This is a genomic window from Pelagihabitans pacificus, from assembly GCF_009371985.2.
GTDB lineage: Bacteria > Bacteroidota > Bacteroidia > Flavobacteriales > Flavobacteriaceae > Pelagihabitans > Pelagihabitans pacificus.
Genome location: NZ_VIKU02000002.1, coordinates 119,997 through 143,782, shown reverse-complemented (window position 1 = coordinate 143,782; position 23,786 = coordinate 119,997). Strand labels below are relative to the sequence as shown.

The window sequence follows — 23,786 nt, the reverse complement described above, 5'->3', positions numbered from 1 at the left end:
AACGATTATTCGGTCAACATATTGAGTTCACCCGAGATAATCGATGCCTCTTGTAGGGTATAGACCAAACCATCGTCTTCAGAATAGAAATAAAGCCCCCAATAGTTGAAGTAAGCTTTCTTTCTCTGTTTTTCCAATTCAACACTTTTAAAGGGTGGGGAATCAGCTTCGTTGGTTTTGTTTATTTCCTCGAAAATTGGAATAAATATTTCAAAGGGAACCTCTAAATAATTTTTGGTAAGATTTACATAGTGCTGGGATACCTTGGTTAAAATGGAACCCAGCTGCTCGGGGATGCTACCCTCATAGATTTTGTTAATAATCAAATTGCAATCGTTGAAGATAATGGAAAATTCTTCCACATCGATTTCAAAGTTGTTGAGCAGTTGCAGTTGTCGGACTAAATTATAAAACCGGGAATTTTCGAAACTACCTTCAACATTGAAACACTGAGCCCAAATATTTTGCTCTAGATTGGTCATACCTTCAATCAGGTTGAAGTTACACGAAACCTCGATAATCAATTTTACCGTTTGGCCCTCAGTGGCACTATTTCTGATGACCACCTCGGAGAAAAAGAGTTTTTCCAAGCTCTTTTTGAACATAAAAAGCCCAGCAATATCATTGTCTTCAATGACAGAGATGGGAGGTTGGTTTTTGAAGTTATCTAGGTGCAACGACATACAATCAGCTATCGAATGGTTCAACTCCATACAAAAATAGCCGTTAAATGGGCATGTACATTATAGAAAAACCTTAGAAAAATTAGGTTTTTTTCCTGATTGGGTGTATTTCGTCTAATTTTTTAGATAAAACCTCTGTTCCGGGCTTCTTCGATCAAGGCCAAATCATTTTTATCGGGAACGCCGAAATTCAATTTCAAGGCGCGTTTTCTATTATCAATAGTCGCTTGGGAAAGCGGAATTACCGAGGTCATGTCCTTGGTCTTTGTTCCTATCGATAGCTGATAAAGGATTGCCTGATCATGCTCATCTACCTTAAAGGTCTGAGCGATATTTTTTCGGGCCGCGACCAAAGCCAAGTGGGTATAGTAAGGCGGTTTGGATATCACGGTTTTGACCATATCGATCAGCGATAGTTCGTCTATCTCGGATTTTACCAAATATCCATCGGGGTTGACCGCTTGGCATATGCTATTTATTCGATAACTATCACTAAAAGAGGACATAAAGACGACTTTACTCTCAGGTACCAGTTTTCGCGCTAGTTTGCCCAAATCCTGACCGGTTCGTTGATCCTTGGCCTCCGCAGGAAATAGTTGAATGTCGAGTAAGATGATATCGTACCGCTTGGTGCCTTCAGCGTCCTTAATTCTCTTTTCACCTTCCAAATAGCCATTGGCTACCTCGACCCTCACGCTAAAATCATCGAAAACGGCATCTTCCAGAATATACTTATAACCTAAAGCGGTCATCTTATGATCATCGACCGTTAAAATTGTTACAACCTCCTCCATTGTTTCGCTTATGCTTCTTGAAATTCTTTTTCATTTATTGCATCCTCTCCTGCCTTGGATGACAAAATAGGTATGGAAAAGGAAACCGTAGTACCCTTCCCGATGCTACTACCAATATCCCAATCACCCCCTATTTTTTCGATTCGTGAGGCAATGTTTCGCAAGCCAATTCCCTTTTTGCCCTTTCTTATTTCAAAACCCTTGCCGTCGTCAGCAATGGAAACGTTCAACATTTGGTCATTTTCGATTTCAAAACGAACCTTAACGTTGCCTGCCTTGGCGTGTTTTACACAGTTTTGAAGACTTTCTTGAATCACGCGGTACAGATTTACCTTGATATCACTGTTCAACATGTCCCAATCAAAATTTTCGTCATATTCAAACGTGTATTGCAGTTGGGCACTCGTCTGTACATCTCTGAGCAATTCTTCAATTGTATTGATAAAGTTATGTATTTTTTGGTAAGCGGCATGACTTAATTCGTGGGAAATTACTCTCACCTCTTCTTGAATGTCTTGTAATTCCTTGATGGCCTCCGATCGCTCTTCTATGGCCTCTGGGGTGTTTCGCTTATTGAGGCCGGTCAATAGCATGCGTACGCCTTGAATTCTACCTTGCACGCCGTCGTGTAATTCTTCGGAAATTCGTTTTTGTGCAATCTTCTTTCCTTCCTCTACCTTTTGCTTTTGTTCCAAGAGTAGGTTAAATATTTTTTCATTACTCGCCTGTTGTTCCCTTTGAAAGCGTAATTTTTGGTTTTTGACCCGTTGATCGATAAATAAAAAGGCGGCCAATGCCATCAATAAAAGGGCAACCGCAATACCTACCCATAACTGCTTTTGTTGGGCTAACAGCCTGTTTTGTTCAATGGTCTCGTTGGTTTCGAAGCGAATACGTGCAAATTTATTACGGGCCTTGCGCTCGTCTTGCTGCAAGCTATCGTTCAATTTAATATAGGATTCTGCATGAATAACCGCATTTTTGGGGTCGAGTCTTGCAAGAAGTTCAAAAGCTTGAAGAAGGCGCTCATTATTACTGCTTTCCTCCGCAAAATTCCGGGCTTTTAAAGCGGTTTCCAACGCTTTGGTGGAATCGTTTTGATGTAGATAGAACTCCGCAAGACTAAAATAGCTTCCGGCTACGCCGGTAATGTCCTGGATGCTATCCCTTATCTGCAAAGCGCGCTTTAGTTTTTCCTGCACACCCTCCTCGTTGATTCCAGCTTTAAACTGGTTATAGGCCAAATTATCCAATGTTCGAGCATAGTCTTCAGGACTTAAGGAAAGGTTATCCCTGTTCAGGACCTCGTTAAAAATTGCGACAGCTTTGGCATGTTCTCCTTTTTCCTGATAGACCACCCCTATATTGTTTTGAATAGTAGAAAATCGGCTAGGAGTAAGCCCGACTTCGTTTGCATATTGAAGGGCTTTCTGGTAGTAGTCAATCGCATTCCCATATTCCTTCAGGCCTTTGCTAACGATTCCCAACACATTATAACATCTATAGAGTTGCTCGTTTTTATCCAATGGTTTCAGTAGTTCTATTGCCCTAATGAGGTTGATTTCACTTCCCGTAAAGTCCTTCACATCAGCTTGTACCTTCCCCATATTGTACAACATCCGACCCGCATAAAAATCGTTATTGCTCTCAGCGTAAAGTTTTTGGGCTTCCGCGTAATGATAGTAAGCACTATCCTGTACCGCATACCGTCTAAAAAAGGCAGCTAGGTCCCAGTGTGCTGCAGCATGGGTGGCCGTATCTTTTATTTTTTTGGCAAGTGCTATGGTAGTTTTGTTGGTCTTTCTAAAGTCTAGGGAGTCATTAAGTTGGAGGTAGGCATAGGAAATTCGTGAAAAATAGTGACTTCTTAAAGAATCATCCTTTTCGCCAATCGCCCAATCATATGCCTTTCTAAGTCGGTTCCGGTATTCTGTATCGGATATTTCATTACTCTTTTTTAACCAATAACCAATGCTATCATTCGTCTGTGATATCGACTGCCTTACCTTCTGGGAATTATTACCGGTGCAGTTTGATAAACACAAGACCTGCAAAGCCAAAAAGGAAAGAAACGCGAAAAGTTTAAGGTTTGGCTTAGCATACATATTACCAAGATAAAAAAAAGCCCTAACATTTTAGATAGGGCTCCATTTTATTCTGTGACGGGTTCGTTTAGTTGTTGGGATCTTCCCTATCATCGGTTTCGCTGGAATCATCATCGTTTGCAGATATCTCCAAATTTTCATACAAGGCCTGAGTCTCATCAATCGTATTCTCTTTTTCACAAGAATATAGACCTACATTCATTAATACTACTGCTGCAATCAATACTACTTTTTTCATAATCCTAATGGTTTAAGGGGGTTACAATTAAATACGTTGCTAAAGTAGCAAGACGATTACAGGCTTGGGAGTTCCCTAAAAAACATCTGGTAAACGAACGGATTCTGCTAGTATTTAATAGGAATCTACTAGAATTTGATTAATTCAAGGCAGAAATACTGTTTTTTGACAGTGACTTTTTGAGCCCGTCAACGTTCTCCCTATAGGTTTTGGAGAAAGGTAGCTGTAGTTTTTGACCCTTGAGACTACAGACCGCTTTGCCATAATTGATTCTGGCTACGTATCTGGTATTCAAGATATAGCTCTGATGTACCCTAACGAAGTTTTCCGGTAATTGTTGTTCAAAGGTCTTTAAAGTTTTATAGGCATTGATTACCGAACCATCGGCCATGATGAAATTGGTCGCATTGTTATCGGCCTGTAGGTAGAGGATATCGTTGGTATCCACATAGTGATAGTCCCGATACGACTGGAGGCAAAGCTTTTGAGGGACCGGTTCCTTCGGAGTCTGCTTTTTAAGCTTCAGCAGTGATTTACGAATGTCAAATTCGTTATATGGCATGAGCCAATAATCGAAAAAGTTACTTTTGATAGCTTGGTAGGCGTAGTCCTTGGTTTTTGAAATACCGATAATCACGGGAATTTCACTAATATATTGGTGTAGTTCGGCTACCATTTGAAAGTATTCCGAAGCGACTTCGTTCAAGTTAATAAACACCACATCGGGGGAATATTTTAAAATGGAATCCAGGCCTTCCCCGCTATTCTTGGAAAGTCCTACAAAATCAAAATCACCGTGCTCCTCCAAATAATGCATCAACTGCAACTTGGAAGTGGCATCGGAATCGATAATGATGTATTTGTATTCCACTGTGGTGTTTATTGTTAGTGCAAATTAGCGATAGTGGACGAGACTAGACTATAGATTTACCTTATAAAAACTATGGTTTTTTTAGCTAAAAGGCTGAAAACAAGCATTTTTGAAGGAAAACACTTTCATTTTTATAAATTTTAACATATTCGAAAAAAGCAGTGATTTTTAGACACTGGAAATTCATTTCTAGAAAAAAGCAGGTAAGACAGTCGGCGACATGCTTTTTGGGGCCACGTCAAGAAGCATTTCCAATATCTCATTCCACGAAAAACTGGTAGGCTCCCAGATCGGCATTGGTGGTCCGGTCAAACCCCAAAATATCGAGTGGTACCGATTGGGCAGCTTCGGGAAGGCCCCTTCCAATGGCAGCGGAAGTTTCCCCGAGTCTAAAATCGTTCTTTGAAGGCGCTATAAACTCGGTAGGCTCGTTGAGAAAAACGGTGTCATAAAAGTCGGAATCGCCAAAATCATAGAGGGGGTTATCGTCGAATAGTCCGTTACGATCATCAAACCGAATCAAACAATTTGTGAACGAAAAATTAAAGGGATAATCCTCGTTGCGTGATAATGCCAACTCTATAAAACTATTGCCATCGATAATACTATTGGTAAAATCGGCCCTTCTCAAATCCCCGGTTAAGGTTTCCCCCGAGTTGAGACCCACTACATTGTCGATGCGTAGGGCTTCGCCTCCCCTAAAACCATTAGACCAATAGTTGGCAATGGTAGTATGGGTAAAGGCATAACTACCTCCTAAATTGCAATAGAGTGAAATATTGCCTGCACTGCCCAATACCAGGTTTTCAGCATCGATGGAAGCCGTTCTTGCCCACAGGTTAACGCTGGAAGAATTGTATATTCGGGAATTCTTGATAGAAAGGGTAGAAGCGCCTTGGGGGTCGTTGCCTTCTACCAGCAGGCCTATGGTAGCATTTTTAATGGTAAGATGGTCTATTTGATTATTCAAGCTTCCCTCTGAGAGCCAAAGGGTGCCCCATTGACCTGGAACATCTTCAAATTCCGGTTCCAGGCGGTCTCCCTCAAAAATAACTTCTTGCTCCAACAACAGACTATCAGTGCTGAGCTCACCATTGATTTGTATCGAGGCTCCAGGCTGTACCCAGATTCCCGAATTCTGGTGAAAATGTACCCTGGCCCCGGCGTCTATGGATAGTACGGCATTTTGTGGAACCGCCGCATAGCCATAGATTACATATGGTTTTTCATCGGTGAAATTGAGTTGGTCAGGGTCCATTGCCACCCCTTGGACCCGGATTTCATTGCCATCAACATCCACCCCGAGCAATAGTGTTTCTTTGTCACCATTGGCATTTGTGCCGGGAAATATAAAAACAGCATCCTGCACCAAGGTCACCAATGGCACCTCTTGTTGGTTGCCTCCATTGTCGAATTGAATTACATCAGTGTACAAAAAGGTTGATGTTTCCACTGAGGAAATGTCAAAGGTGGTCTCTATAAACACAAAAAGACTGTCTTGTGCCAAAAGCGTTACGTTGGTAAATTCTTTTCCGGCCCGTCCATCCACATTCAGTCGATATCGGCTATCCTGCCCTTGCGCCAGGCGGATGTTGGGTATTAAGATATCATCTTGGGAACGGTTATATACTTTCAGGGTATAGGTGCTGCTACCGATGTTGGAAAAAACGGTATCCAAGAACACGGTATCTTTAGAGAACTGTAAGTTGCCCGAGCTACGCACATACTCAAAATCTTTTCTGCATGAACTCCAGAGCATAATAAGACAGAAGATGATCAATGTGTAACAGGTACGCTGCATTCTTTTGAGGATGTTTCTCGCCGCTAATTTTCTTTATTTGACAAACATAATGATAGTCAATGCTTTTCAAATAGTTTCATGATGTCATCCGAAATTCGCATGGGTTTAAAAGTGTTGGAATTTAACAGACACCATTTGGTAATGGAACGAATTAAAAGGGTATTTGTTTTATGAAGACTTATTTCCACGATCCTCGTCGAGATCGCTCCACGACTTTTTTCAATATAAGTTTTAATTCTTAGCTCATCATTGAGTTTGGCGGCATTCCTGTAGGTGATGTCGTGATGCATCACCACCCAAGCCACCGATCGCTGTAGGGATAGCGGCGCGATGGTCTGCCAATGAGCCTTGGAGATATCCTGGATCCATTGGACATAGCGAACATTGTTCACATGCTCGAGTTCATCAAGGTCGTCCTCCGAAACGACAATTATCTTCTCGAAGTAGGCCATTACTGCTTTTTGACGATTTTTACCTCGAATAGCTTATCCCAATCTTTCCCGGTCACAAAAAAAGTTTTTCGCTCCGGATGGTATGCAATGCCGTTTAGGACGTTTTCCGTGGAGCTCCAACCTGCATGCTTGCTTACTTTTTTGTCGAGCCCGCTAAAATTGACGACGCCCTCAATGGCTCCACTAATCGCGTCGATGATCATAACACTGGGTCTTTGGTATACATTGGCATATATTTTACCATCAACATATTCCAGTTCATTGGCCCTATTGAAAATCGATTTGTTGGTAACGGTCTCGATATAGCCTTCTTCGACCAGAGTTTCCGGGTTCAAGAACCAAATTTTTTCCGTACCATCGCTCTTGATCAACTTTTCACCGTTATTGGTGAGTCCCCAACCCTCTTTGCTTTCCCCGTACTGAAAGTTATCAAGCTTTTTTAAATCATTTAGATTGTAAATAAACCCAAGCCCACTCTGCCAGGTAAGCATATAGATTTTATCGTTGAAAATAGTGATTCCCTCACCGAAAACCGTACCGTCCATATCGACCTGTTGAAGCACTTCCCCCGTGTTATAGTCTACCTTTCTTAACGATGAGCGATCTTTCTTGCCCGTACTTTCATAAAGGACTCCGTTGTGAAATTCGAGTCCCTGGGTATAAGCCCTATTATCGTGGGGGTATTCGTTTAAAATTTCATAGGTATATACCTCCGGTGCCTTTTCCGCCAAGACCTTGATTTTTTTTGATAGGGTCGTCGATGTACCATCATGGTCTACCTTGGCGTTCAACATTTTGGTGCCCAGCTGCGTAATATCCAAAATTATTTTACCATCGACAAGCAACAGCTCTTTCCCATCGATAGAATATTTAATGTTGCTTATTTCCTTATTTTCAGGATTCTTGATGCTTACCGCAATACGTTCGTTTTTTCTGAATTCTTTCCCATCGATTTCGATAGCGAATGGTGTAGATTTCTTCCTGTCCATATCCCCACATCCCAGTAAGGTTATCAAAAGGAAGTTGGTCATTAAAAATTTGATCATATTCATTGTATAAAAATGTTTTGGCGATGCTGTTGACAGCTAAGACGAGTGTACAATTCAAATCGCAATCGCCCACTAATTGGAAAGCAAGGTACTTCATAAATTCTAGATAGTAAAACGGGTGCAAGGATGGGTAGGGCCTCATAAACTGGCCGATATCTTTTTTCATTTCCACAGGATTATTTGGAAGGCTTTAAAATATATTCAGTAGCGTATCAGAAATGGATGCTTGCTTTCGAAGGGAAAATTATCTGTTAAATTCCTATTCCAAATTTTAAAAAGGCATTTAAAAGGTCGTATATTTGCATGAGGCAAGTCCTACACGACCAGCTCCTGTAGAATCCCCCAGGGTGGGAACGCAGCAAGGGTATACGGTCGTAGCGGTGCGATGTAGGTAGCTTGCCTTTTTTTGTACGTTAAAGTCGAGCAAAGACTTCCTCCTTTTCCTTTTTTCAACGCTTATTTTATTCGTTATTTTGCAATCGTATGCAAAACAAGGTTGTACTTATTACCGGCGGATCTTCCGGCATCGGAAAATCCATAGGGATTTATTTGAAATCAAAGCAATTTAAGGTGTATGGAACCACAAGGAGTTTGTCGCGCCATGCCGATTTCACCGCTTTCGAGTTGTTGGAGTTGGATGTGCGAAAAACAGACGGTATCGAGTCGGCCATCCATCGATTGATCGAGCTGGAGGGTCGGGTCGATGTTTTGATAAACAATGCCGGCGTGGGAATAACAGGACCGTTGGAAGAAACGCCCCATGATCAAATAGTGAATGCCTTCGATGTCAATTTTCATGGACCGCTCCGAATGATCAAGGCCGTTCTGCCACAGATGCGCGAGCAAAAATACGGACTTATCATTAATATTACTTCCATCGCAGGATACATGGGCTTACCTTATCGGGGGGTTTATTCAGCTTCTAAGGGTGCGTTGGAAATAATTACGGAAGCACTTCGGATGGAAACCAAGGAATTCGGAGTGCAAATCACCAACTTGGCCCCCGGTGATTTTGCCACCAATATCGCCGCAGGCCGCTACCATGTGAAGGCGGTAAAGGGATCACCTTACGTTCAATATGCCCGTACGCTGGAGGCCATCAACGATGGCGTAGACGATGGGGAAGACCCCATTGAGGTAGCCAAAAAGGTTTTTAAGATTATTCGAACACAAAAGCCGCGTATACACTATAAAGTAGGTGCATTTTCCCAGAAAATATCGGTTTTTTTGAAAAAGATACTACCCGAGAAAGTATTTGAGAAAATGTTATTGAACCATTATAAGTTGTAGTTTTACAAACCCGAATTTGTCATCCCTGATTATACGATTTGGGATGGAAGGGTTTGGAAATTGCGAGTAATTTTATCATCAAATAAATCTTAAGGAATGAAATTTTTTATCGACACTGCTAATCTAGATCAAATACGTGAGGCCCAAGCTTTGGGAGTTTTGGATGGTGTTACCACCAACCCCTCCCTAATGGCGAAGGAAGGAATAACTGGACGTAACAATATACTGAAACACTATGTGGATATTTGTAATATCGTCGAAGGCGATGTTTCGGCGGAAGTAATTGCTACGGAGTTCGATGCCATGGTCAAGGAAGGAGAGGAACTGGCCGAACTGCATGACCAGATTGTGGTAAAGGTACCCATGATTAAAGATGGGGTCAAAGCCCTTAAATATTTTTCGGACAAAGGTATCCGCACGAATTGTACCCTGGTCTTTTCTCCTGGACAGGCCTTATTGGCCGCCAAAGCAGGCGCTACCTATGTATCTCCCTTTATTGGCAGGTTAGACGATGTCTCCACGGATGGATTAAACCTGATTGCCGAAATCAGGATGATTTATGACAACTATGCGTTTGAGACCCAAATCCTCGCCGCATCGGTAAGGCATACCATGCATGTCATCGACTGTGCCAAGCTGGGCGCCGACGTTATGACAGGGCCATTGTCTGCAATTGAGGGCTTATTGAAGCATCCTTTGACCGATATTGGTCTGGAGAAATTTTTAGCGGATTACAAAAAAGGGAACTAATAAGGAATAGTTATTATAAAAAGTGTGGGTGTTGTATATGTCCACACTTTTTTATGGCCATCCCAGAGTACTCGTTTCCGTCAGTACTAGAAGGAAGCATAAAGGTTTGAAAAAGCATCTACGATCATGGCGTCCTTGGTAATCACACACTTATTGGGGGGGTAAATAATCAGAGAGTTGGTCAGTTCTTCGAAGTCAATAGCCCTATACTGAAGTTCCTTGTCCAAAGAAGAGATTTCGAGCATCGACTTCCAAGCCTTTTCACTCGTATTCACATTGATTCCCACATAGCGATACTCGGGGCGTTGTTCGGTAAGCAAAGCAATCCGTTTTTTGGTATTTTCAAAATGTTGTTTTTCAACACCGGACCAAAAATAAAAAACTGTTTTGCCCTCTTCGGCGATTTTCCTAAGTGATACCGTATCCCCGTTCACTTTTGAAACATAGACGTCAGGCACCATTTTGTTAGGCTGAATGTTCTCGATGCCCTGGTACAGGTTTTCAATTTCTTCCAGATGTTTGTTGTTTCTTGACAACCGGTGAAATTCTTTGATGAACTTTTTATTTTCTTCCGGATCATGAACTTTCAGCAAATAGTTGAACGCAACGTACCTGAACAGATTGTCTTTAAGCTCCTTTGCAGTGACAAGGCTGTCGATGATATGCAATTTGTGTTCGTTGAAATGAAGCTGATTTTTAACAATCTTCTTTTTCACCTTGCAGCGTTCGGAACAGTCCATAAACGCCACATTTTGAATATGGTTCAGCATAAAATTATAGTAGGGCCTCAAATAAGTGAGCTCCTCGTTCCCGAACTCCAATGTGGATCGGTAGTCGTAAAACCCTTTCGGAAGTTTTTCCATTACACCCGCGTGCGCCAAATTTTTATGACGAAATGGGTATTTTTCCTTATGGGTATTATAGGCATATTCTATACTGGTCTTGGCAATACTTTCCTCATGCTTCGAAATATCCCCATCTTCGACAAGGTCTTCCAGGAGTATCAGTTTAAGTTGCTTTAAGGAGTCGACTTTTTTGGCAAACTCATTCGCTTCCAGATTGAAGTAGGTGTTGATCGCCTGAAGCTCGGCTTCCTGGGCAAGAAAAAGCTCCAGAAGAAAACTGCTAATTTCGCTTCCTCTACCGGAAAATGCGAGCGATTCATCAAAATCAATGGTATTTAAGCGTATCATGACGCTATCGCCTCCTTCTAGGTAAACGTATTGCAATTCGGGTGTATGGTTAAAATGGTAAAGCCCTTTCGGTAAGGAGTCAAATCGAAAGGAAAAACGATTCTGTTCATCCAGGGCCGCGGAATCTATCACCTTATCGCCTTTATAAAGTACAATGTGGGTACTTGTGGGATTTACGATTTCACCGGCGAAAAAAACGTTGGGGGAATTTCTCTCTCCTTTACTGCAACCTGCCAAAATGAAAAGAAACAGATAAAGTATTTGTTTATCCATAAAAAGAATATCTCTTTAGCGCGTAAAATTACGTAAGCGCTAATCCTGTTGCTGTTAATAGCACGTTAAATGTTAGGCAGTTACGTTAATCTTTTGGTCTAACAACATACCAAGTAGGTTTATTGGTCAAAGGAACTATTTTTACGTATTTTTGCGCGAAATTTTAAAAGAAAAAATATGTTATCGGTTTCGAATTTGTCGGTTCAGTTTGGGAAAAGGGTCTTGTTCGATGAGGTCAATATCTCGTTTACCCAAGGCAATTGCTACGGAATAATCGGTGCCAACGGGGCTGGTAAGTCCACATTTTTAAAGGTATTGTCCGGACAGATTGAACCTACCTCGGGACATGTGCATTTAGAGCCGGGCAAGCGTATGTCCATCTTGGAACAAAACCACAATGCCTACGACGATTACACCGTTCTTGAAACCGTGGTCATGGGCAATAAACCCTTATTTACCATTAAACAGGAAATAGACGCGCTCTACGCCGATTATTCGGATGAAAATGCGGACAGAATAGGGGAGCTTCAGGTACAATTCGAAGAAATGAACGGTTGGAATGCCGACAGCGACGCGGCCGCCCTTTTATCCAATTTGGGTATCTCCGAAGAGTTGCATTATACGGCCATGAGCGATATGGATTCCAAGCTCAAGGTGAGGGTATTGTTAGCACAGGCGTTGTTTGGAAACCCTGATGTTTTGATTATGGACGAACCTACCAACGATTTGGACTATGAAACCATTAGTTGGTTGGAAAATTTTCTGGCGGAATACGAGAATACGGTAATCGTAGTATCGCACGACCGTCATTTTCTTGACGCGGTCTGTACGCATATCGGGGATATTGACTTTGGAAAAATCAACTTGTATAGCGGCAATTACACCTTTTGGTATGAAAGTAGTCAGTTGGCAGCGCGTCAAAGAGCCCAGCAGAATAAAAAGGCCGAAGAAAAGGCCAAGGAATTACAGGAGTTTATTATGCGTTTTAGTGCCAACGTGGCGAAAAGCAAGCAGGCGACTAGCCGCAAGAAAATGCTGTCCAAACTTAAGGTAGAGGACATCAAACCATCGAGTAGGAGATATCCGGCGATAATTTTTGACAGGGAACGGGAAGCTGGGGACCAAATTCTGAACGTAAATGGTTTAACTGCCTATTCGGAAGATGGCGACCTCCTGTTTCAAAATGTAAATATTAACCTCAACAAAGGGGACAAGGTTGCAATCATCTCAAAAGATTCAAGGGCGACCACTGCTTTCTATGAGATAATAAACGGTAACAAGGAAGCGGCCAAAGGTGATTATCAATGGGGTATCACAACTTCACAGTCGTACCTTCCCGCCGACAATTCGGACTTTTTTACTCAAAACATTAATCTGGTCGATTGGCTACGGCAATGGGCAAAGACCGAGGAAGAGCGCGAGGAGGTCTACATTCGTGGGTTCTTGGGAAAGATGTTGTTTAGTGGCGAAGAGGCCCTGAAGAAGAGCACGGTTCTTTCTGGCGGAGAGAAGGTTCGATGTATGCTGAGCAGAATGATGATGCTAAGAGCCAATGTGCTGATGCTCGACGAGCCTACCAACCATTTAGATTTGGAAAGTATCACAGCTTTTAACAATTCCCTAAAGAATTTCAAGGGTACCGTTCTCTTTACTACCCATGACCATGAGTTTGCCCAAACGGTTGCCGATCGTATCATCGAATTAACACCTAAAGGCAATATAGACAGACATTTAACGTTCGATGAATATATGTCCGAGAAGGCCATAAAGGAGCTGCGTGAGAAAATGTATGCAGTTCCTGCATAGTTTTTGAGAAACCCAAATTCTTATATCATGCGAACCTACAATCTTTTTAACCTGCTATTGGCGTGCCTTGTATTGATGTCATGTAGTACCTCGGATGAAGGTACAGGGGTAGGGGAAGGGCCCACCAACCCGGGCACCGACGCCGATTACGTTTTGTTGCTTACTTCCGGTACTACTCTGAAAAGCCAGTTGTTGAATGCTGGCGCCGAGCTGGTAACCGTTAACCCTGCTGATAGTGATTTTAAAAACACCGGTATTCCCGACCTTACCTACAGGGAGGGTTTAGAAATGTCCTTCTATCAAAGAACTGGGGTTTGTGGTGGTGAGATCCTGAAGTACGATTTCATCAATGATACCGCTACCGAGCTAGCACTCTTCGAGGATTTAGGAGACTGTGGACTTACCGCCTATGCCATCGCCCATACGGAAACCAGGGTATACGTAGCTTACGGATTGGAAGTTGATGCAAAAGACACCAAATACTTTGTACGTGTGGTCGATTTGGATTCAACCGACGAAAATTTTGTCGATGTCCCATTAGACAAAAAACCTCTAGATTTGGTATTTACGAATAATCGTCTATTTGTTCTTGCCCTCGATGAAGCTGTTACCGATGAGAACGCATTGTTTGTGATGGATGCTGCCACTAATACCATGATCATTGAAATGAATCTGGGGTTTGATGCACAGCGACTGATCAAAAATAGCGACGGAAACCTTGTTATTAGCTACGACGAACTACATACGCTATTGAATAGCCAAACGCTTTCGATACAGTACGTGAATTACCAAGAAGGCAAGGAACCGCGGTTTGTTTCCTCTAGATCGAATAATTTCGATAACGAGGGAAGACTATATTATGAAATGTCGCCTGGTGAAAATAGTAGCTACCCTAAGGTCCCCGGTATTTATGACTTTGCCAACGATATTGTTATTTTGTACGCCTATGAGAATTTTTTGACCGAGGCGCAGCGGACCATCGAGTATGAAATTGAGACGACTACCATGGTCGATTTTGATACAAAAAACGGATACATGTTAATCGGTTACAAAAAAGTCGGGCTTGACAAGGGAGGTCTATTACGGGTCAAGACCGGTTCAGAACCTGCAGTAATCGATAATTTGGATGTGGATGGCATTCCTTATGCCATTATAGTGAAGTAGCGATCAAAACCACAAAAAAAAGCATCTCAAAACAATTTTGAGATGCTTTTTTATTTTCCGATGGTTCTAGGCATTGAAATATTTGCTATTCCAAATCGCAGGATTAAAATTCTTACCCAGGGCAAAGCCATAAAAAATTACAACAGAGGCAATACTCTTGAACATGAAGAAAAAGATAATCCAAAACTCGGTACTAGACCCCGATTTTGAAAATAGCCCGTCTGGCACTAATAGTGTACATAAATAGCTGATGAGAACCACCAGTAGACCTAGATTGACAATATTCTTGAAGGGCCATACCAAGGCTTTACGTAATGGATGAAGATCGTTGCCCCACTTATGAATCAAATAAAAGTAGTTGTTGCCGATCGGGGCAAAGAGTAAGGGGTCATCCTTATCGTCCAATTTGAACAATTTGGAAGGAGCAACAATTTTGAAGCCTTTTAACTCGGTGTTGTGAGCTTTTTCCAACTCCTTTATTTTGGAGTAGGCTTCTTGGGGGATTTTACTTTTAAAATATTTGGAATCCAAAAAGCGAAGCCTATAATCGATACAGATGGTCTTGATTTGATCAATGTGATAGATTCGATGGGATTCCAGTAGATCAAAATCGAATTGATTGGTAATCGCCGATCTACCACCGTTGAGGGTTTTCGCTATTCGGTCCCGTTCTTTGGAATCTTCCTTCAAGATACGATATACAGTATCCAGAATGTGTTCCGAATCGTTACTTTTCGCTTTTAGCTTTTCGAGTTTTTCCTCGATATTCGTTTTTTTTAGCACCATTTCTTTTTCTTTAGCATGTCAAATTTAACGAATTCTATTTTCTTTCAGAATTAAGATCAAAACCCAAGTGTTAATATAATGTTAAATTCTATGAACGACCTTTTCCTTTAACATGTAAAACGGGTTGAGGATTGTATATTGTCGATGAAATTGGTCGTTTATCGATTTCATTCCTCATTCTAAACCCAAATCTTGAGACTATGAAGTGTACTGCGCACCTTCTTTTTTTATGTTCCTTGTTTGCTTTTACTACTTCCGCTTTTGCACAAAGCAACCACTCGGAACCTTCCGGGATGAATCCGGAGGAATCGATTATCACCAATACCAAAAACTCCGATAACCATAAAACCTTGTTAACCGCGGTGAGGGCTGCGAATCTCGAGGCGATTCTTGGGAGTGAAGGTCCTTTCACCGTATTTGCACCTTCCGATCGGGCCTTTAACAAGTTTTCGAAGGATAGGATTACCCGTTTAATGAAGCCTGAAAACAAGAAAGAGCTTCATGCACTTTTGACCTATCACATTGTTGCGGGTAACATAACCGCCTCCCACATCTTAAAGGCGATGTGCAGGGGCAAGGGAAAAGCTACTTTTACAACGGTGCAGGGCGATATAATCACTGCCACTATGAACGGCATCGATATCATTTTGACCGACAGCAGTGGAAATACGGCGAAGATAACCTCAGCAGATGCCAATCAATGCAACGGAGTCATTCACGAAATTGACAGCGTGATACTGCCTGGAAAGATTTAGAAAACTAACGTAGTTCCGCCTTAAGCTCCTTTTCGTATTTGGCTTGAAGCTTTTTCATTATCTTGTCGATTTGCTTGTCCGTTAAAGTGCCTTTTTCGTCTTGCAATGTAAAACTTACCGCGTACGACTTTTTACCTTTTGGCAACTTGGCACCGGTATAGACATCAAAAAGGTTCACCTCCTTTAAATGCCTACGTTCTGTCTGACGCGCCAAATTATAGACCTCTTTAAAGGCGACCGAATCGTCTAACAACAGCGCAAAATCTCTCTTTACTTCAGGGTATTTTGGAATTTCCTTGAATACAATCGGTTTTTTACCGGCCAATTCCAATACCGCATCCCAATTAAAATCAGCGAAGAGCACCTCATTTTTCAAATCGAATTTTTTTAAAATCGATTTTTTTACAGTTCCTATTTCTACCAGATTCAATTTTTGGGAATGCAGCGAAATTCCTTCGGAAAAGACATCATTTTCGGCAGGGAAGGGTTCTGTCCCGTCGATTCCCAAACGCTTCAAAATATTTTCGACAATGGCTCTTAGGTAGAAGAAATCAGATTTTCGTGTGACGACCGTCCAGCTATCGTCATGGCGATTGCCGGTCACCACTAGGGAAAGATGCTTGTGCTCTTCCCTGGTTCCTTCGATTTGATGATAGGTTTTGCCGAATTCGAAGAGTTTCAAGTCCTGTTTTTTACGGTTTACGTTATATACGACAATCTCCAAACCGTTGAACAGCATAGACTGTCTTAAAACGGACAAGTCGGTACTCAAAGGATTCAGCATCTGTACCGCTTCGCTGGGCTTCGAACTCCCAGCGTATTCGGAATAGTGCGGGCTAGTTAGGCTATTGGTCATGATTTCGAAGAAACCCACCGAAGCCAGTTGGTCGCCGATTATCGATTGTATACGGTAATCTTCCAATTTTGAAACGGGCGCTATAGAGGCGTTGAGCTTTTCCTTGAAAGCGATGGTATTGTATCCATAGATTCTCAGGATTTCCTCGATGACGTCCACTTCACGCTGCACGTCGACCCGGTAGGATGGTATAGTAAGCCCTAGACCGGCTTCGGTCACATTTTTCACCTGAATCTCCAAAGATGCCAGAATAGACTTGATAGTATCCTTTGGAATTTCCTGTCCGATTAGGGCGTTCACCTTTTCAAACGAAAGAAAAACGTGATGGTCATCTTTTCTTTTTGTATAAAGGTCGATGACATCCGAAGTGATATACCCTCCTGCAATCTCTTTGATCAACAAGGCAGTGCGCTTTAAGGCGTACTCCACATTTTCGATATCAATACCCCGTTCAAAACGAAAAGAGGCATCGGTGTTAAGGCCATGTCTCTTGGCGGTCTTACGAATGGAGACCGGATCAAAATAGGCGCTTTCCAAAAATATGGATGTCGTATCTTCAGTGACCCCTGTATTAATGCCTCCGAAAACCCCCGCGATACACATTGGTTTCTCATCGTCACATATCATGAGGTCATCTTCATGCAATTCCCTTTCTTCCCCGTCCAAAGTCATAAACTTGGTACCGGACTCGACTCTTTTAACGATTACTTTCTTTCCGTAAATCCTGTCGGCATCGAATGCGTGCAGCGGCTGTCCCAGCTCGTGAAGCACGTAGTTGGTGGCATCGACCACATTGTTCTTTGGGGTCAGACCAATGGCCCTTAATCTATTTTTCAACCAATCGGGAGAAGGTTGTACGATTAAGTTCTTCATGGTAACCCCGCAATAGCGAGGTGCAAGATCCGCCTCCTCGACCTCCACTTCGATTCGTAAAGAGCGATTGTCCACATTGAATTTGCTGACCGAAGGGGTTATTAGTTCTATGGAGGTCTCCTTTTGTTTGAGCCCTGCCCTTAAATCCCTGGCAACCCCAAAATGACTCATGGCATCGGCCCTGTTGGGCGTGAGGCCGATTTCGAATACTTCGTCCTCTTCTACTTCAAAAACTGTGGTACAAGGAGTGCCCACGGCTAGGGAATCATCAAGGACCATAATGCCATCATGATCTTTGCCAAGACCAAGTTCATCCTCGGCACAAATCATTCCATAGCTTTCCTCGCCACGTATCTTCCCTTTTTTAATGATCCAGGGCTCCCCATCTTGCGAATACAACGTGGTCCCTATGGTGGCTACCGGCACTTTCTGTCCTTGTGCAACATTTGGGGCACCACAGACAATCTGGACCGGCTCGTCTTGCCCGATATCGACGAGGGTTAGCTTTAATTTGTCGGCATTGGGATGTTTTTTACATTGAAGCACATGGCCTACCACTACACCCTTAAGACCGCCTTTGACAGATTCAAAATGGCTAATACCTTCTACTTCAAGGCCTAGGTCGGTAAGAAGCTCTCCCGTTTTTTGGGCATCCCAGTCTATTTTTAGAAACTGTTTGAGCCAGTTATATGAAATGTTCATTGGTCGGTATTAAAGGGCGTAAAGATAAAACAATGGGATTAGACATTCAACTTCGGAATCTTCGATTTGACTTTAATTTTTTATTGTAAGTTTTTAATCGTTATTTCGATTTCTTAATTAAATTTTCAAACCATGTGGAAACTATGGCTGTCTCTTTTATTGACTGTAGGATTGATTGGATGCCAACAATCGGCCCCGGTAAAACTTTCTGAGGGTATATGGCGCGCCGAACTGATGGTGATGGATAATCAGGTGCTTCCTTTTAACTTTCAACTCATCCAGACCGGATCGGGCGATTATGCCATGGAAATCTACAATGCGGAGGAGGTCATAAATGTTGATGAAATCGAAACGAACGGCGATAGTATTCTATTCAAGACGCCGGTATTCGAGGGCTTTGTCCGCGGAAAGTTTACCGAGAATCGCATAGAGGGTGAATTCATAAAGGAAAGTCTAGATCGTATCGTTCCTTTCACCGCTGTTTATGGCGAAGCGGCACGGTTCGATATAACACATTCGGCAACCGAGGATATCAACGGTATCTGGGAGACAGAGTTCAGTCCCAATACGGAGGAGCGTTATATGGGTAAGGGTATTTTTACCCAGAAAGGAGATTTGGTTACCGGGACGTTCCGTACCACCACCGGCGACTACCGGTTTCTTGAGGGTGTTATGGATGGTGATTCCTTGAGGTTATCGGCATTTGACGGGGCCCATGCATTTTTGTTTACCGCGAAGGCAACCGATAGTACCTTAATCGGTACATTTTATTCGGGAAACCATTTTAAGGAGCCTTTTGAAGGCAAACGTAATGAAGCCTATGAATTACCGAGTGCCGATTCGCTGACTTTTCTAAAAGAAGGCTACGACCGGCTGGATTTTCGTTTTCCTGACACCGAGGGGAAGCTTGTATCACTAAGCGATCAGCGATTCAAGGAGAAAGTGGTGTTGGTGCAGATTATGGGAACATGGTGTCCCAATTGCCTCGACGAAACCAAATTCTACGTCGATTACCTGAAAAATAATCCCTCTGATGATTTGCAAGTCATTGCGCTCGCATTCGAATATGCAAGGACCAAGGAAGGGGCTTTTAACAGCATACAACGATTAAAAGATCGCATAGGGGTGAACTATCCGATCGTTTTGGCACAATATGGTACTTCGGATAAGGGAAAGGCGCAAGAGAAATTGCCGATGTTGAACCATGTGCTTTCCTATCCTACAACGATATTTATCGATAAAAAAGGAACGGTGAGAAAAATTCATACAGGTTTCAACGGACCGGCAACCGGGGATAAATACATCGAGTTTCAGAACGAGTTCGATTCATTTGTAAGAAAACTACTGGCCGAATAGCCTTTAGATAATCGTGGATTTACCCAATCCGATATTCTCGTCGTTCATATTCATGTCATCGTCGATATCGTTGATATGGTCCGCAATGAAGTCACCAACATAGTCGGTGCCATATTTACTGCTTCCCAAAATATCCGGGGTGACGATTTTTTTCTTGAACGATTTGCGTACCGCGGCAATAACCGCCCTGGATTCTTCCTTCATTCCAAAATGTCCCAATAAAAGGGCCGTACTAAGTATAGAGGCCACGGGATTGGCCTTGTTCTTGCCTTCCGCCTTCGGATACGAACCATGAACAGGTTCGAACATACAATGCTTTTCCCCAATTGACGCAGAGGGTAATAACCCTTGAGAGCCAATGATAACACTACCTTGATCCGACAGCATATCTCCGAACATATTATCGGTGAGGATGATGTCAAAATGCGTGGGGTTCAAAAGCAGCTGTACCGCTGCGTTGTCAATATAAAGACACTCCAAAGTGACTTCGGGATAACTTTCCGATAGGGTCTTGACTACCCTTCTCCATAACCTTGAGGTTTCCAATACATTGGCTTTATCGACCAGGGTCAGTTTTTTTCGCCTTTTTTTGGCGGCTTTAAAGGCTTTATGGGCAATACGACTAATTTCTTTCTCTGAGTACGTGCAAATATCGGTGGCAACGGTTCCATCGTCGCTCAATTTCTTTTCCCCATAATAAATGCCACCGGTCAATTCCCGGTATATTTCAAAATCGGTGCCGGAAACAAGCGCTCGATCCAAGGGTGAGTTCTTGATAATTTCCGGAAACATTTTGACTGGTCTGATATTTGCGTATAGGCCTAATTCCTTTCGCAGCCGTAACAAGCCCTGTTCCGGTCGTATGGGCGAACTTGGGTTGTTATCGTATTGTAGGGTGCCGATGGTCCCAAAAAGAAGTGCATCGGCCTCCAAAGCGATTTCCAACGTTTGGTCTGGTAAGGGTGTGCGAAACTTTTTCATGGCGGCCGCACCTATTAACGCTTTGGAGTAAGTGAAACTATGATCAAAAGTTTCAGCGACCGCTTGGAGGCATTTGACGGATTCGGTCAAAACCTCCGGGCCGATCCCATCCCCGCCTAAAAGTGCTATTTTGAGTTGCATCTATGATACACTTTCGATATCAAGTTCGGTCGCCTCGATGATTTCATGGATATCACTATCGAGAATTTCCTTTTTACGATCGGCGAATTTCAAAAATTCTTGATACACCTCATCGAGTTGCAATTTGGTAAGCTCATAACCCACCAACTTAGCCCTGTAAGCCAATGCGGCTCTACCACTTCTCGCGGTAAGTACAATGGAGGATTCGTTCACCCCTACATCGGCGGGGTCGATAATCTCATAGGTCTCCCTGTTTTTGATGACCCCATCTTGATGGATGCCAGAGCTGTGGGCAAATGCGTTGGCCCCTACGATGGCCTTGTTAGGCTGTACGATCATTCCCATTTTCTCGGAGACCATTCGACTGGTATCGTACAATAGTTTGCTGTTAATATTCGTGTCCAATCCGAGGGTAGGATGCTGTCTCAAGATCATCACCACTTCTTCCAGGGAGGTATTGCCGGCACGCTCTCCAATTCCATTGATGGTACATTCTATTTGTCGCGCTCCATTGACTACTCCTGCAATGCTATTTGCGGTTGCCAAACCCAAGTCATTATGGCAATGGCAAGAGAGTGTGGCCTTATGTACCCCTGTAACATTCTCTTTCAGATACCTTATTTTCGCCCCATATTCCTCGGGAAGACAATAGCCTGTCGTATCTGGAATATTCAGCACGGTGGCGCCGGCCTTAACGACGGCCTCGCAGACCCTTGCCAAGAATTCGTTATCGGTTCTCCCGGCATCTTCGGCGTAGAACTCGACATCTTCTACAAAGCTCTTGGCATAACTCACTGCCGCTACCGCCCGTTCGATGATACTCTCTCTATCGGAATTAAACTTATGCCTTATGTGGGAATCCGATGTACCGATACCGGTGTGTATTCGTGGTTTTTTAGCTGGTTTTAAGGCTTCGGCCGCTACTTCGATATCTTTCCTTACCGCCCTGGTAAGCCCACAAACAGCGGCATTTTTGACAAGCTTTGCAATTTCGTTCACTGAATTGAAATCACCTGGACTCGATATGGGAAATCCCGCCTCGATAATATCCACACCCAGCTCATCAAGCCTTTCGGCAATGACCAGTTTCTGCTCGGCGTCTAATTTGCAGCCAGGCACTTGTTCCCCATCCCTTAGCGTAGTATCAAAAATATCTACCTTATCTTTACTCATTATTTTTGTGTAGTTTTAAGTACCCTCTACGAATATAAGTTTATAAGGATACAACTATCGAAATTACGAAAAAATAGTTACAACGTTAAATTACCTTCAGGGTAGTTTAACGATTTGAAAAAGAAGTGTTTAAATACGGTTTATTACGATGACAAGTACCCACAGGGATGCCCTTTTTGTATTGGTGAAGTCGCTTTCGAAATCCGAAAAGCGTCAGTTCAAGTTGTATGTGGGTCGCTTGGGGGTAAATACCGACGCCAAATTTTTGGCTCTTTTCAATTTGCTCGATAAGATCAAGAAGTACGATGAAAAAGTGATTTTGGATAGCGGAATCGTGAAGAAAACCCAGCTTTCGAATCTAAAGGCCCACCTGTACAAACAGATTTTGGTAAGCCTACGACTGAATCCGGTAAATCAGAACATCCGGATACAGATAAGGGAACAACTCGATTTCGCGACCATTCTCTATCAGAAGGGACTCTACAAACAGAGCCTGAAGATTTTGGACAAAGCCAAGGCTGTTGCCATTGAAAACGAGGAAAAGAACATCGCCTATGAAATAGTGGAACTGGAAAAGATTATAGAAACCCAGTATATTACCCGAAGTATTCCAGACCGTGCCGATGAACTTGCAGTGCAGGCCAAAGAGCTTTCAGCGATGAATGTAATGACCAGCAAACTTTCAAATCTGTCGCTTCAACTGTATGGGATTATGCTGAAGGTAGGTTACGTGCAGAACGATGCCGATTATCAAAGGGTCAAGGAATATTTTGAAAGCCATCTACCCAAATACAGATTAGGCGATTTAGGCTTCCGGGAGAAATTGTGGCTTTACAAAGCCCATCTATGGTACAGTTTTTTAATTCAGGATTTTCTATCTTCCTACAAATATGCCAGTAAATGGGTAGATCTTTTTTACGATCAAGAGGAACAGATCTACCTAAACCCTGTGTTCTTTTTAAAGGGAAACCACTATCTTCTCGAATCGTTGTTCTATGTAAAGTACAGTTCCCAGTTTAGGGAAGTACTTGAAAATTTGGAAACAGTCGTGGCCAGTAAGGATTTCCCCAAAAACGACAACATTGGCTCGTTGGCCTTTCTGTACATCAATGCCAACAAACTGAACCTTCATTTTCTGGAAGGTACTTTTCATAAGGGCCTCTATCTCATTAAAATCGTGGAGTACGGCATCAACAAACACCAAGATCGTATCGATGCACATCATATCATGGTACTGTACTACAAAATCGCTTGTTTGTATTTTGGGGCGGGAGACCATAGGAACTGTATTGTTTACCTCAAAAAGATCATTAACAACAAAAACCTTAAAATGCGCGAAGACCTGATGTGCTTTGCGAGGGTACTGAGTCTTTTTGCGCATTATGAAGCTGGAATGGACTACCACTTGGAAGTGCAGCTAAAGAGTACCTATAAGTTCTTATTGAAAATGAACGATTTGCACGCTGTCCAAAAGGAGATGATCAAATTTTTGAGGAATTTGGGAAACATATATCCGCACGAATTGCAGGATGAGTTTAAAAAGCTGCATACCCAACTGAAAAAATATGAAGACCATCCTTACGAAAAAAGGGCCTTTCTATACCTCGACATTATTTCCTGGTTGGAAAGCCATTTGGAAAACAAGCCTGTGGCCCAGATTATTCGTGAAAAGGCAATGGCATATACGCGATAGC

At 42.6% G+C, this 23,786-nt stretch carries 20 protein-coding genes and 1 other RNA gene; 8 read left to right on the top strand and 13 right to left on the bottom strand.

Annotated features, from left to right (window positions below; translation table 11 throughout):
- Window positions 1-5: 5 nt before the first annotated feature.
- From FK220_RS07995 to FK220_RS07960, 8 genes are all read right to left on the bottom strand, one after another.
- Entirely contained in the window at window positions 6-683 is a 678-nt protein-coding gene (locus FK220_RS07995) for a hypothetical protein (RefSeq protein ID WP_152573792.1), read from the bottom strand.
- A gap of 122 nt (window positions 684-805) precedes the next feature.
- Complete coding sequence (locus FK220_RS07990; protein ID WP_152573791.1) at window positions 806-1,477, bottom strand: response regulator; 672 nt, start codon at window positions 1,475-1,477, stop codon at window positions 806-808.
- An 8-nt stretch (window positions 1,478-1,485) separates the two neighbouring features.
- A complete protein-coding gene (locus tag FK220_RS07985) occupies window positions 1,486-3,582 on the bottom strand; it encodes a tetratricopeptide repeat-containing sensor histidine kinase (RefSeq protein ID WP_152573790.1) in 2,097 nt (698 codons plus the stop codon).
- A 67-nt stretch (window positions 3,583-3,649) separates the two neighbouring features.
- The gene (locus tag FK220_RS07980) at window positions 3,650-3,820 is read right to left on the bottom strand and encodes a hypothetical protein (RefSeq protein WP_166204835.1); all 171 of its coding nucleotides are present in this window, start codon (window positions 3,818-3,820) and stop codon (window positions 3,650-3,652) included.
- A gap of 139 nt (window positions 3,821-3,959) precedes the next feature.
- Window positions 3,960-4,691 carry a LytR/AlgR family response regulator transcription factor gene (locus tag FK220_RS07975; protein ID WP_152573789.1) on the bottom strand — a complete coding sequence of 244 codons (732 nt, stop codon included), beginning with the start codon at window positions 4,689-4,691 and terminating at the stop codon, window positions 3,960-3,962.
- 259 nt (window positions 4,692-4,950) lie between these two features.
- Window positions 4,951-6,492, bottom strand: a complete 1,542-nt coding sequence (locus tag FK220_RS07970) for a hypothetical protein (protein ID WP_152573788.1) — start codon at window positions 6,490-6,492, stop codon at window positions 4,951-4,953.
- A 56-nt stretch (window positions 6,493-6,548) separates the two neighbouring features.
- Window positions 6,549-6,944 (bottom strand): acyl-CoA thioesterase, encoded by a 396-nt coding sequence (locus FK220_RS07965; protein ID WP_152573787.1) that lies wholly within the window; start codon window positions 6,942-6,944, stop codon window positions 6,549-6,551.
- Window positions 6,944-7,990 carry a glutaminyl-peptide cyclotransferase gene (locus tag FK220_RS07960; protein WP_317168314.1) on the bottom strand — a complete coding sequence of 349 codons (1,047 nt, stop codon included), beginning with the start codon at window positions 7,988-7,990 and terminating at the stop codon, window positions 6,944-6,946. The genes FK220_RS07965 and FK220_RS07960 overlap by 1 nt, the downstream gene beginning before the upstream one ends.
- Window positions 7,991-8,299: 309 nt before the next feature.
- Here FK220_RS07960 and ffs point away from each other — a divergent pair.
- From ffs to fsa, 3 genes are all read left to right on the top strand, one after another.
- Window positions 8,300-8,398, top strand: an RNA gene (gene ffs / locus FK220_RS07955) — signal recognition particle sRNA small type.
- A gap of 78 nt (window positions 8,399-8,476) precedes the next feature.
- Entirely contained in the window at window positions 8,477-9,283 is an 807-nt protein-coding gene (locus FK220_RS07950; RefSeq protein ID WP_152573785.1) for an SDR family oxidoreductase, read from the top strand.
- Window positions 9,284-9,379: 96 nt separating this feature from the next.
- Entirely contained in the window at window positions 9,380-10,033 is a 654-nt protein-coding gene (gene fsa, locus FK220_RS07945) for a fructose-6-phosphate aldolase (protein WP_152573784.1), read from the top strand.
- Between the two features lie 86 nt (window positions 10,034-10,119).
- Here fsa and FK220_RS07940 read toward each other — a convergent pair whose 3' ends face one another.
- On the bottom strand, window positions 10,120-11,499 hold the full coding sequence (locus FK220_RS07940; protein WP_152573783.1) for a transaldolase: 1,380 nt from the start codon (window positions 11,497-11,499) through the stop codon (window positions 10,120-10,122).
- Between the two features lie 177 nt (window positions 11,500-11,676).
- On the opposite strand from FK220_RS07940, the gene FK220_RS07935 reads away from it, so the two are divergent.
- Window positions 11,677-13,305 carry an ABC-F family ATP-binding cassette domain-containing protein gene (locus FK220_RS07935; protein ID WP_152573782.1) on the top strand — a complete coding sequence of 543 codons (1,629 nt, stop codon included), beginning with the start codon at window positions 11,677-11,679 and terminating at the stop codon, window positions 13,303-13,305.
- A gap of 27 nt (window positions 13,306-13,332) precedes the next feature.
- Window positions 13,333-14,469, top strand: coding sequence for a hypothetical protein (locus FK220_RS07930; protein WP_152573781.1), 1,137 nt, complete (start codon window positions 13,333-13,335; stop codon window positions 14,467-14,469).
- Between the two features lie 66 nt (window positions 14,470-14,535).
- Here FK220_RS07930 and FK220_RS07925 read toward each other — a convergent pair whose 3' ends face one another.
- Window positions 14,536-15,255: a hypothetical protein gene (locus FK220_RS07925; protein ID WP_152573780.1), complete on the bottom strand. Its 720-nt coding sequence runs from the start codon at window positions 15,253-15,255 to the stop codon at window positions 14,536-14,538.
- Window positions 15,256-15,455: 200 nt separating this feature from the next.
- Here FK220_RS07925 and FK220_RS07920 point away from each other — a divergent pair, with 200 nt between their 5' ends.
- Window positions 15,456-16,010, top strand: coding sequence for a fasciclin domain-containing protein (locus FK220_RS07920; protein ID WP_152573779.1), 555 nt, complete (start codon window positions 15,456-15,458; stop codon window positions 16,008-16,010).
- Window positions 16,011-16,014: 4 nt separating this feature from the next.
- On the opposite strand, the gene pheT is transcribed toward FK220_RS07920, so the two are convergent.
- Entirely contained in the window at window positions 16,015-18,441 is a 2,427-nt protein-coding gene (pheT, locus tag FK220_RS07915) for a phenylalanine--tRNA ligase subunit beta (RefSeq protein ID WP_152573778.1), read from the bottom strand.
- Between the two features lie 132 nt (window positions 18,442-18,573).
- Here pheT and FK220_RS07910 point away from each other — a divergent pair, with 132 nt between their 5' ends.
- Window positions 18,574-19,797, top strand: coding sequence for a peroxiredoxin family protein (locus FK220_RS07910; RefSeq protein ID WP_152573777.1), 1,224 nt, complete (start codon window positions 18,574-18,576; stop codon window positions 19,795-19,797).
- A 3-nt stretch (window positions 19,798-19,800) separates the two neighbouring features.
- Here the strand turns inward: FK220_RS07910 and leuB are convergent, their stop codons facing one another.
- Complete coding sequence (leuB, locus tag FK220_RS07905; RefSeq protein ID WP_152573776.1) at window positions 19,801-20,919, bottom strand: 3-isopropylmalate dehydrogenase; 1,119 nt, start codon at window positions 20,917-20,919, stop codon at window positions 19,801-19,803.
- Window positions 20,920-22,092, bottom strand: coding sequence for a 2-isopropylmalate synthase (locus FK220_RS07900; RefSeq protein ID WP_152573775.1), 1,173 nt, complete (start codon window positions 22,090-22,092; stop codon window positions 20,920-20,922).
- Window positions 22,093-22,240: 148 nt separating this feature from the next.
- Here FK220_RS07900 and FK220_RS07895 point away from each other — a divergent pair, with 148 nt between their 5' ends.
- Window positions 22,241-23,785, top strand: coding sequence for a hypothetical protein (locus FK220_RS07895; protein WP_152573774.1), 1,545 nt, complete (start codon window positions 22,241-22,243; stop codon window positions 23,783-23,785).
- Window position 23,786: the final 1 nt, after the last annotated feature.

What these genes read in the sequence shown, in the direction of transcription:
- FK220_RS07920 (WP_152573779.1), top strand. Translation starts at nt 15,456, where the DNA reads ATGAAGTGTACTGCGCACCTTCTTTTTTTATGTTCCTTGTTTGCTTTT.
- FK220_RS07935 (WP_152573782.1), top strand. Translation starts at nt 11,677, where the DNA reads ATGTTATCGGTTTCGAATTTGTCGGTTCAGTTTGGGAAAAGGGTCTTG.
- FK220_RS07925 (WP_152573780.1), bottom strand. Translation starts at nt 15,255, where the DNA reads ATGGTGCTAAAAAAAACGAATATCGAGGAAAAACTCGAAAAGCTAAAA.
- FK220_RS07930 (WP_152573781.1), top strand. Translation starts at nt 13,333, where the DNA reads ATGCGAACCTACAATCTTTTTAACCTGCTATTGGCGTGCCTTGTATTG.
- FK220_RS07900 (WP_152573775.1), bottom strand. Translation starts at nt 22,092, where the DNA reads ATGAGTAAAGATAAGGTAGATATTTTTGATACTACGCTAAGGGATGGG.
- FK220_RS07970 (WP_152573788.1), bottom strand. Translation starts at nt 6,492, where the DNA reads ATGCAGCGTACCTGTTACACATTGATCATCTTCTGTCTTATTATGCTC.
- FK220_RS07895 (WP_152573774.1), top strand. Translation starts at nt 22,241, where the DNA reads ATGACAAGTACCCACAGGGATGCCCTTTTTGTATTGGTGAAGTCGCTT.
- leuB (WP_152573776.1), bottom strand. Translation starts at nt 20,919, where the DNA reads ATGCAACTCAAAATAGCACTTTTAGGCGGGGATGGGATCGGCCCGGAG.
- FK220_RS07995 (WP_152573792.1), bottom strand. Translation starts at nt 683, where the DNA reads ATGTCGTTGCACCTAGATAACTTCAAAAACCAACCTCCCATCTCTGTC.
- FK220_RS07985 (WP_152573790.1), bottom strand. Translation starts at nt 3,582, where the DNA reads ATGTATGCTAAGCCAAACCTTAAACTTTTCGCGTTTCTTTCCTTTTTG.
- FK220_RS07990 (WP_152573791.1), bottom strand. Translation starts at nt 1,477, where the DNA reads ATGGAGGAGGTTGTAACAATTTTAACGGTCGATGATCATAAGATGACC.
- fsa (WP_152573784.1), top strand. Translation starts at nt 9,380, where the DNA reads ATGAAATTTTTTATCGACACTGCTAATCTAGATCAAATACGTGAGGCC.
- FK220_RS07940 (WP_152573783.1), bottom strand. Translation starts at nt 11,499, where the DNA reads ATGGATAAACAAATACTTTATCTGTTTCTTTTCATTTTGGCAGGTTGC.
- FK220_RS07910 (WP_152573777.1), top strand. Translation starts at nt 18,574, where the DNA reads ATGTGGAAACTATGGCTGTCTCTTTTATTGACTGTAGGATTGATTGGA.
- FK220_RS07980 (WP_166204835.1), bottom strand. Translation starts at nt 3,820, where the DNA reads ATGAAAAAAGTAGTATTGATTGCAGCAGTAGTATTAATGAATGTAGGT.
- FK220_RS07965 (WP_152573787.1), bottom strand. Translation starts at nt 6,944, where the DNA reads ATGGCCTACTTCGAGAAGATAATTGTCGTTTCGGAGGACGACCTTGAT.
- pheT (WP_152573778.1), bottom strand. Translation starts at nt 18,441, where the DNA reads ATGAACATTTCATATAACTGGCTCAAACAGTTTCTAAAAATAGACTGG.
- FK220_RS07960 (WP_317168314.1), bottom strand. Translation starts at nt 7,990, where the DNA reads ATGATCAAATTTTTAATGACCAACTTCCTTTTGATAACCTTACTGGGA.
- FK220_RS07950 (WP_152573785.1), top strand. Translation starts at nt 8,477, where the DNA reads ATGCAAAACAAGGTTGTACTTATTACCGGCGGATCTTCCGGCATCGGA.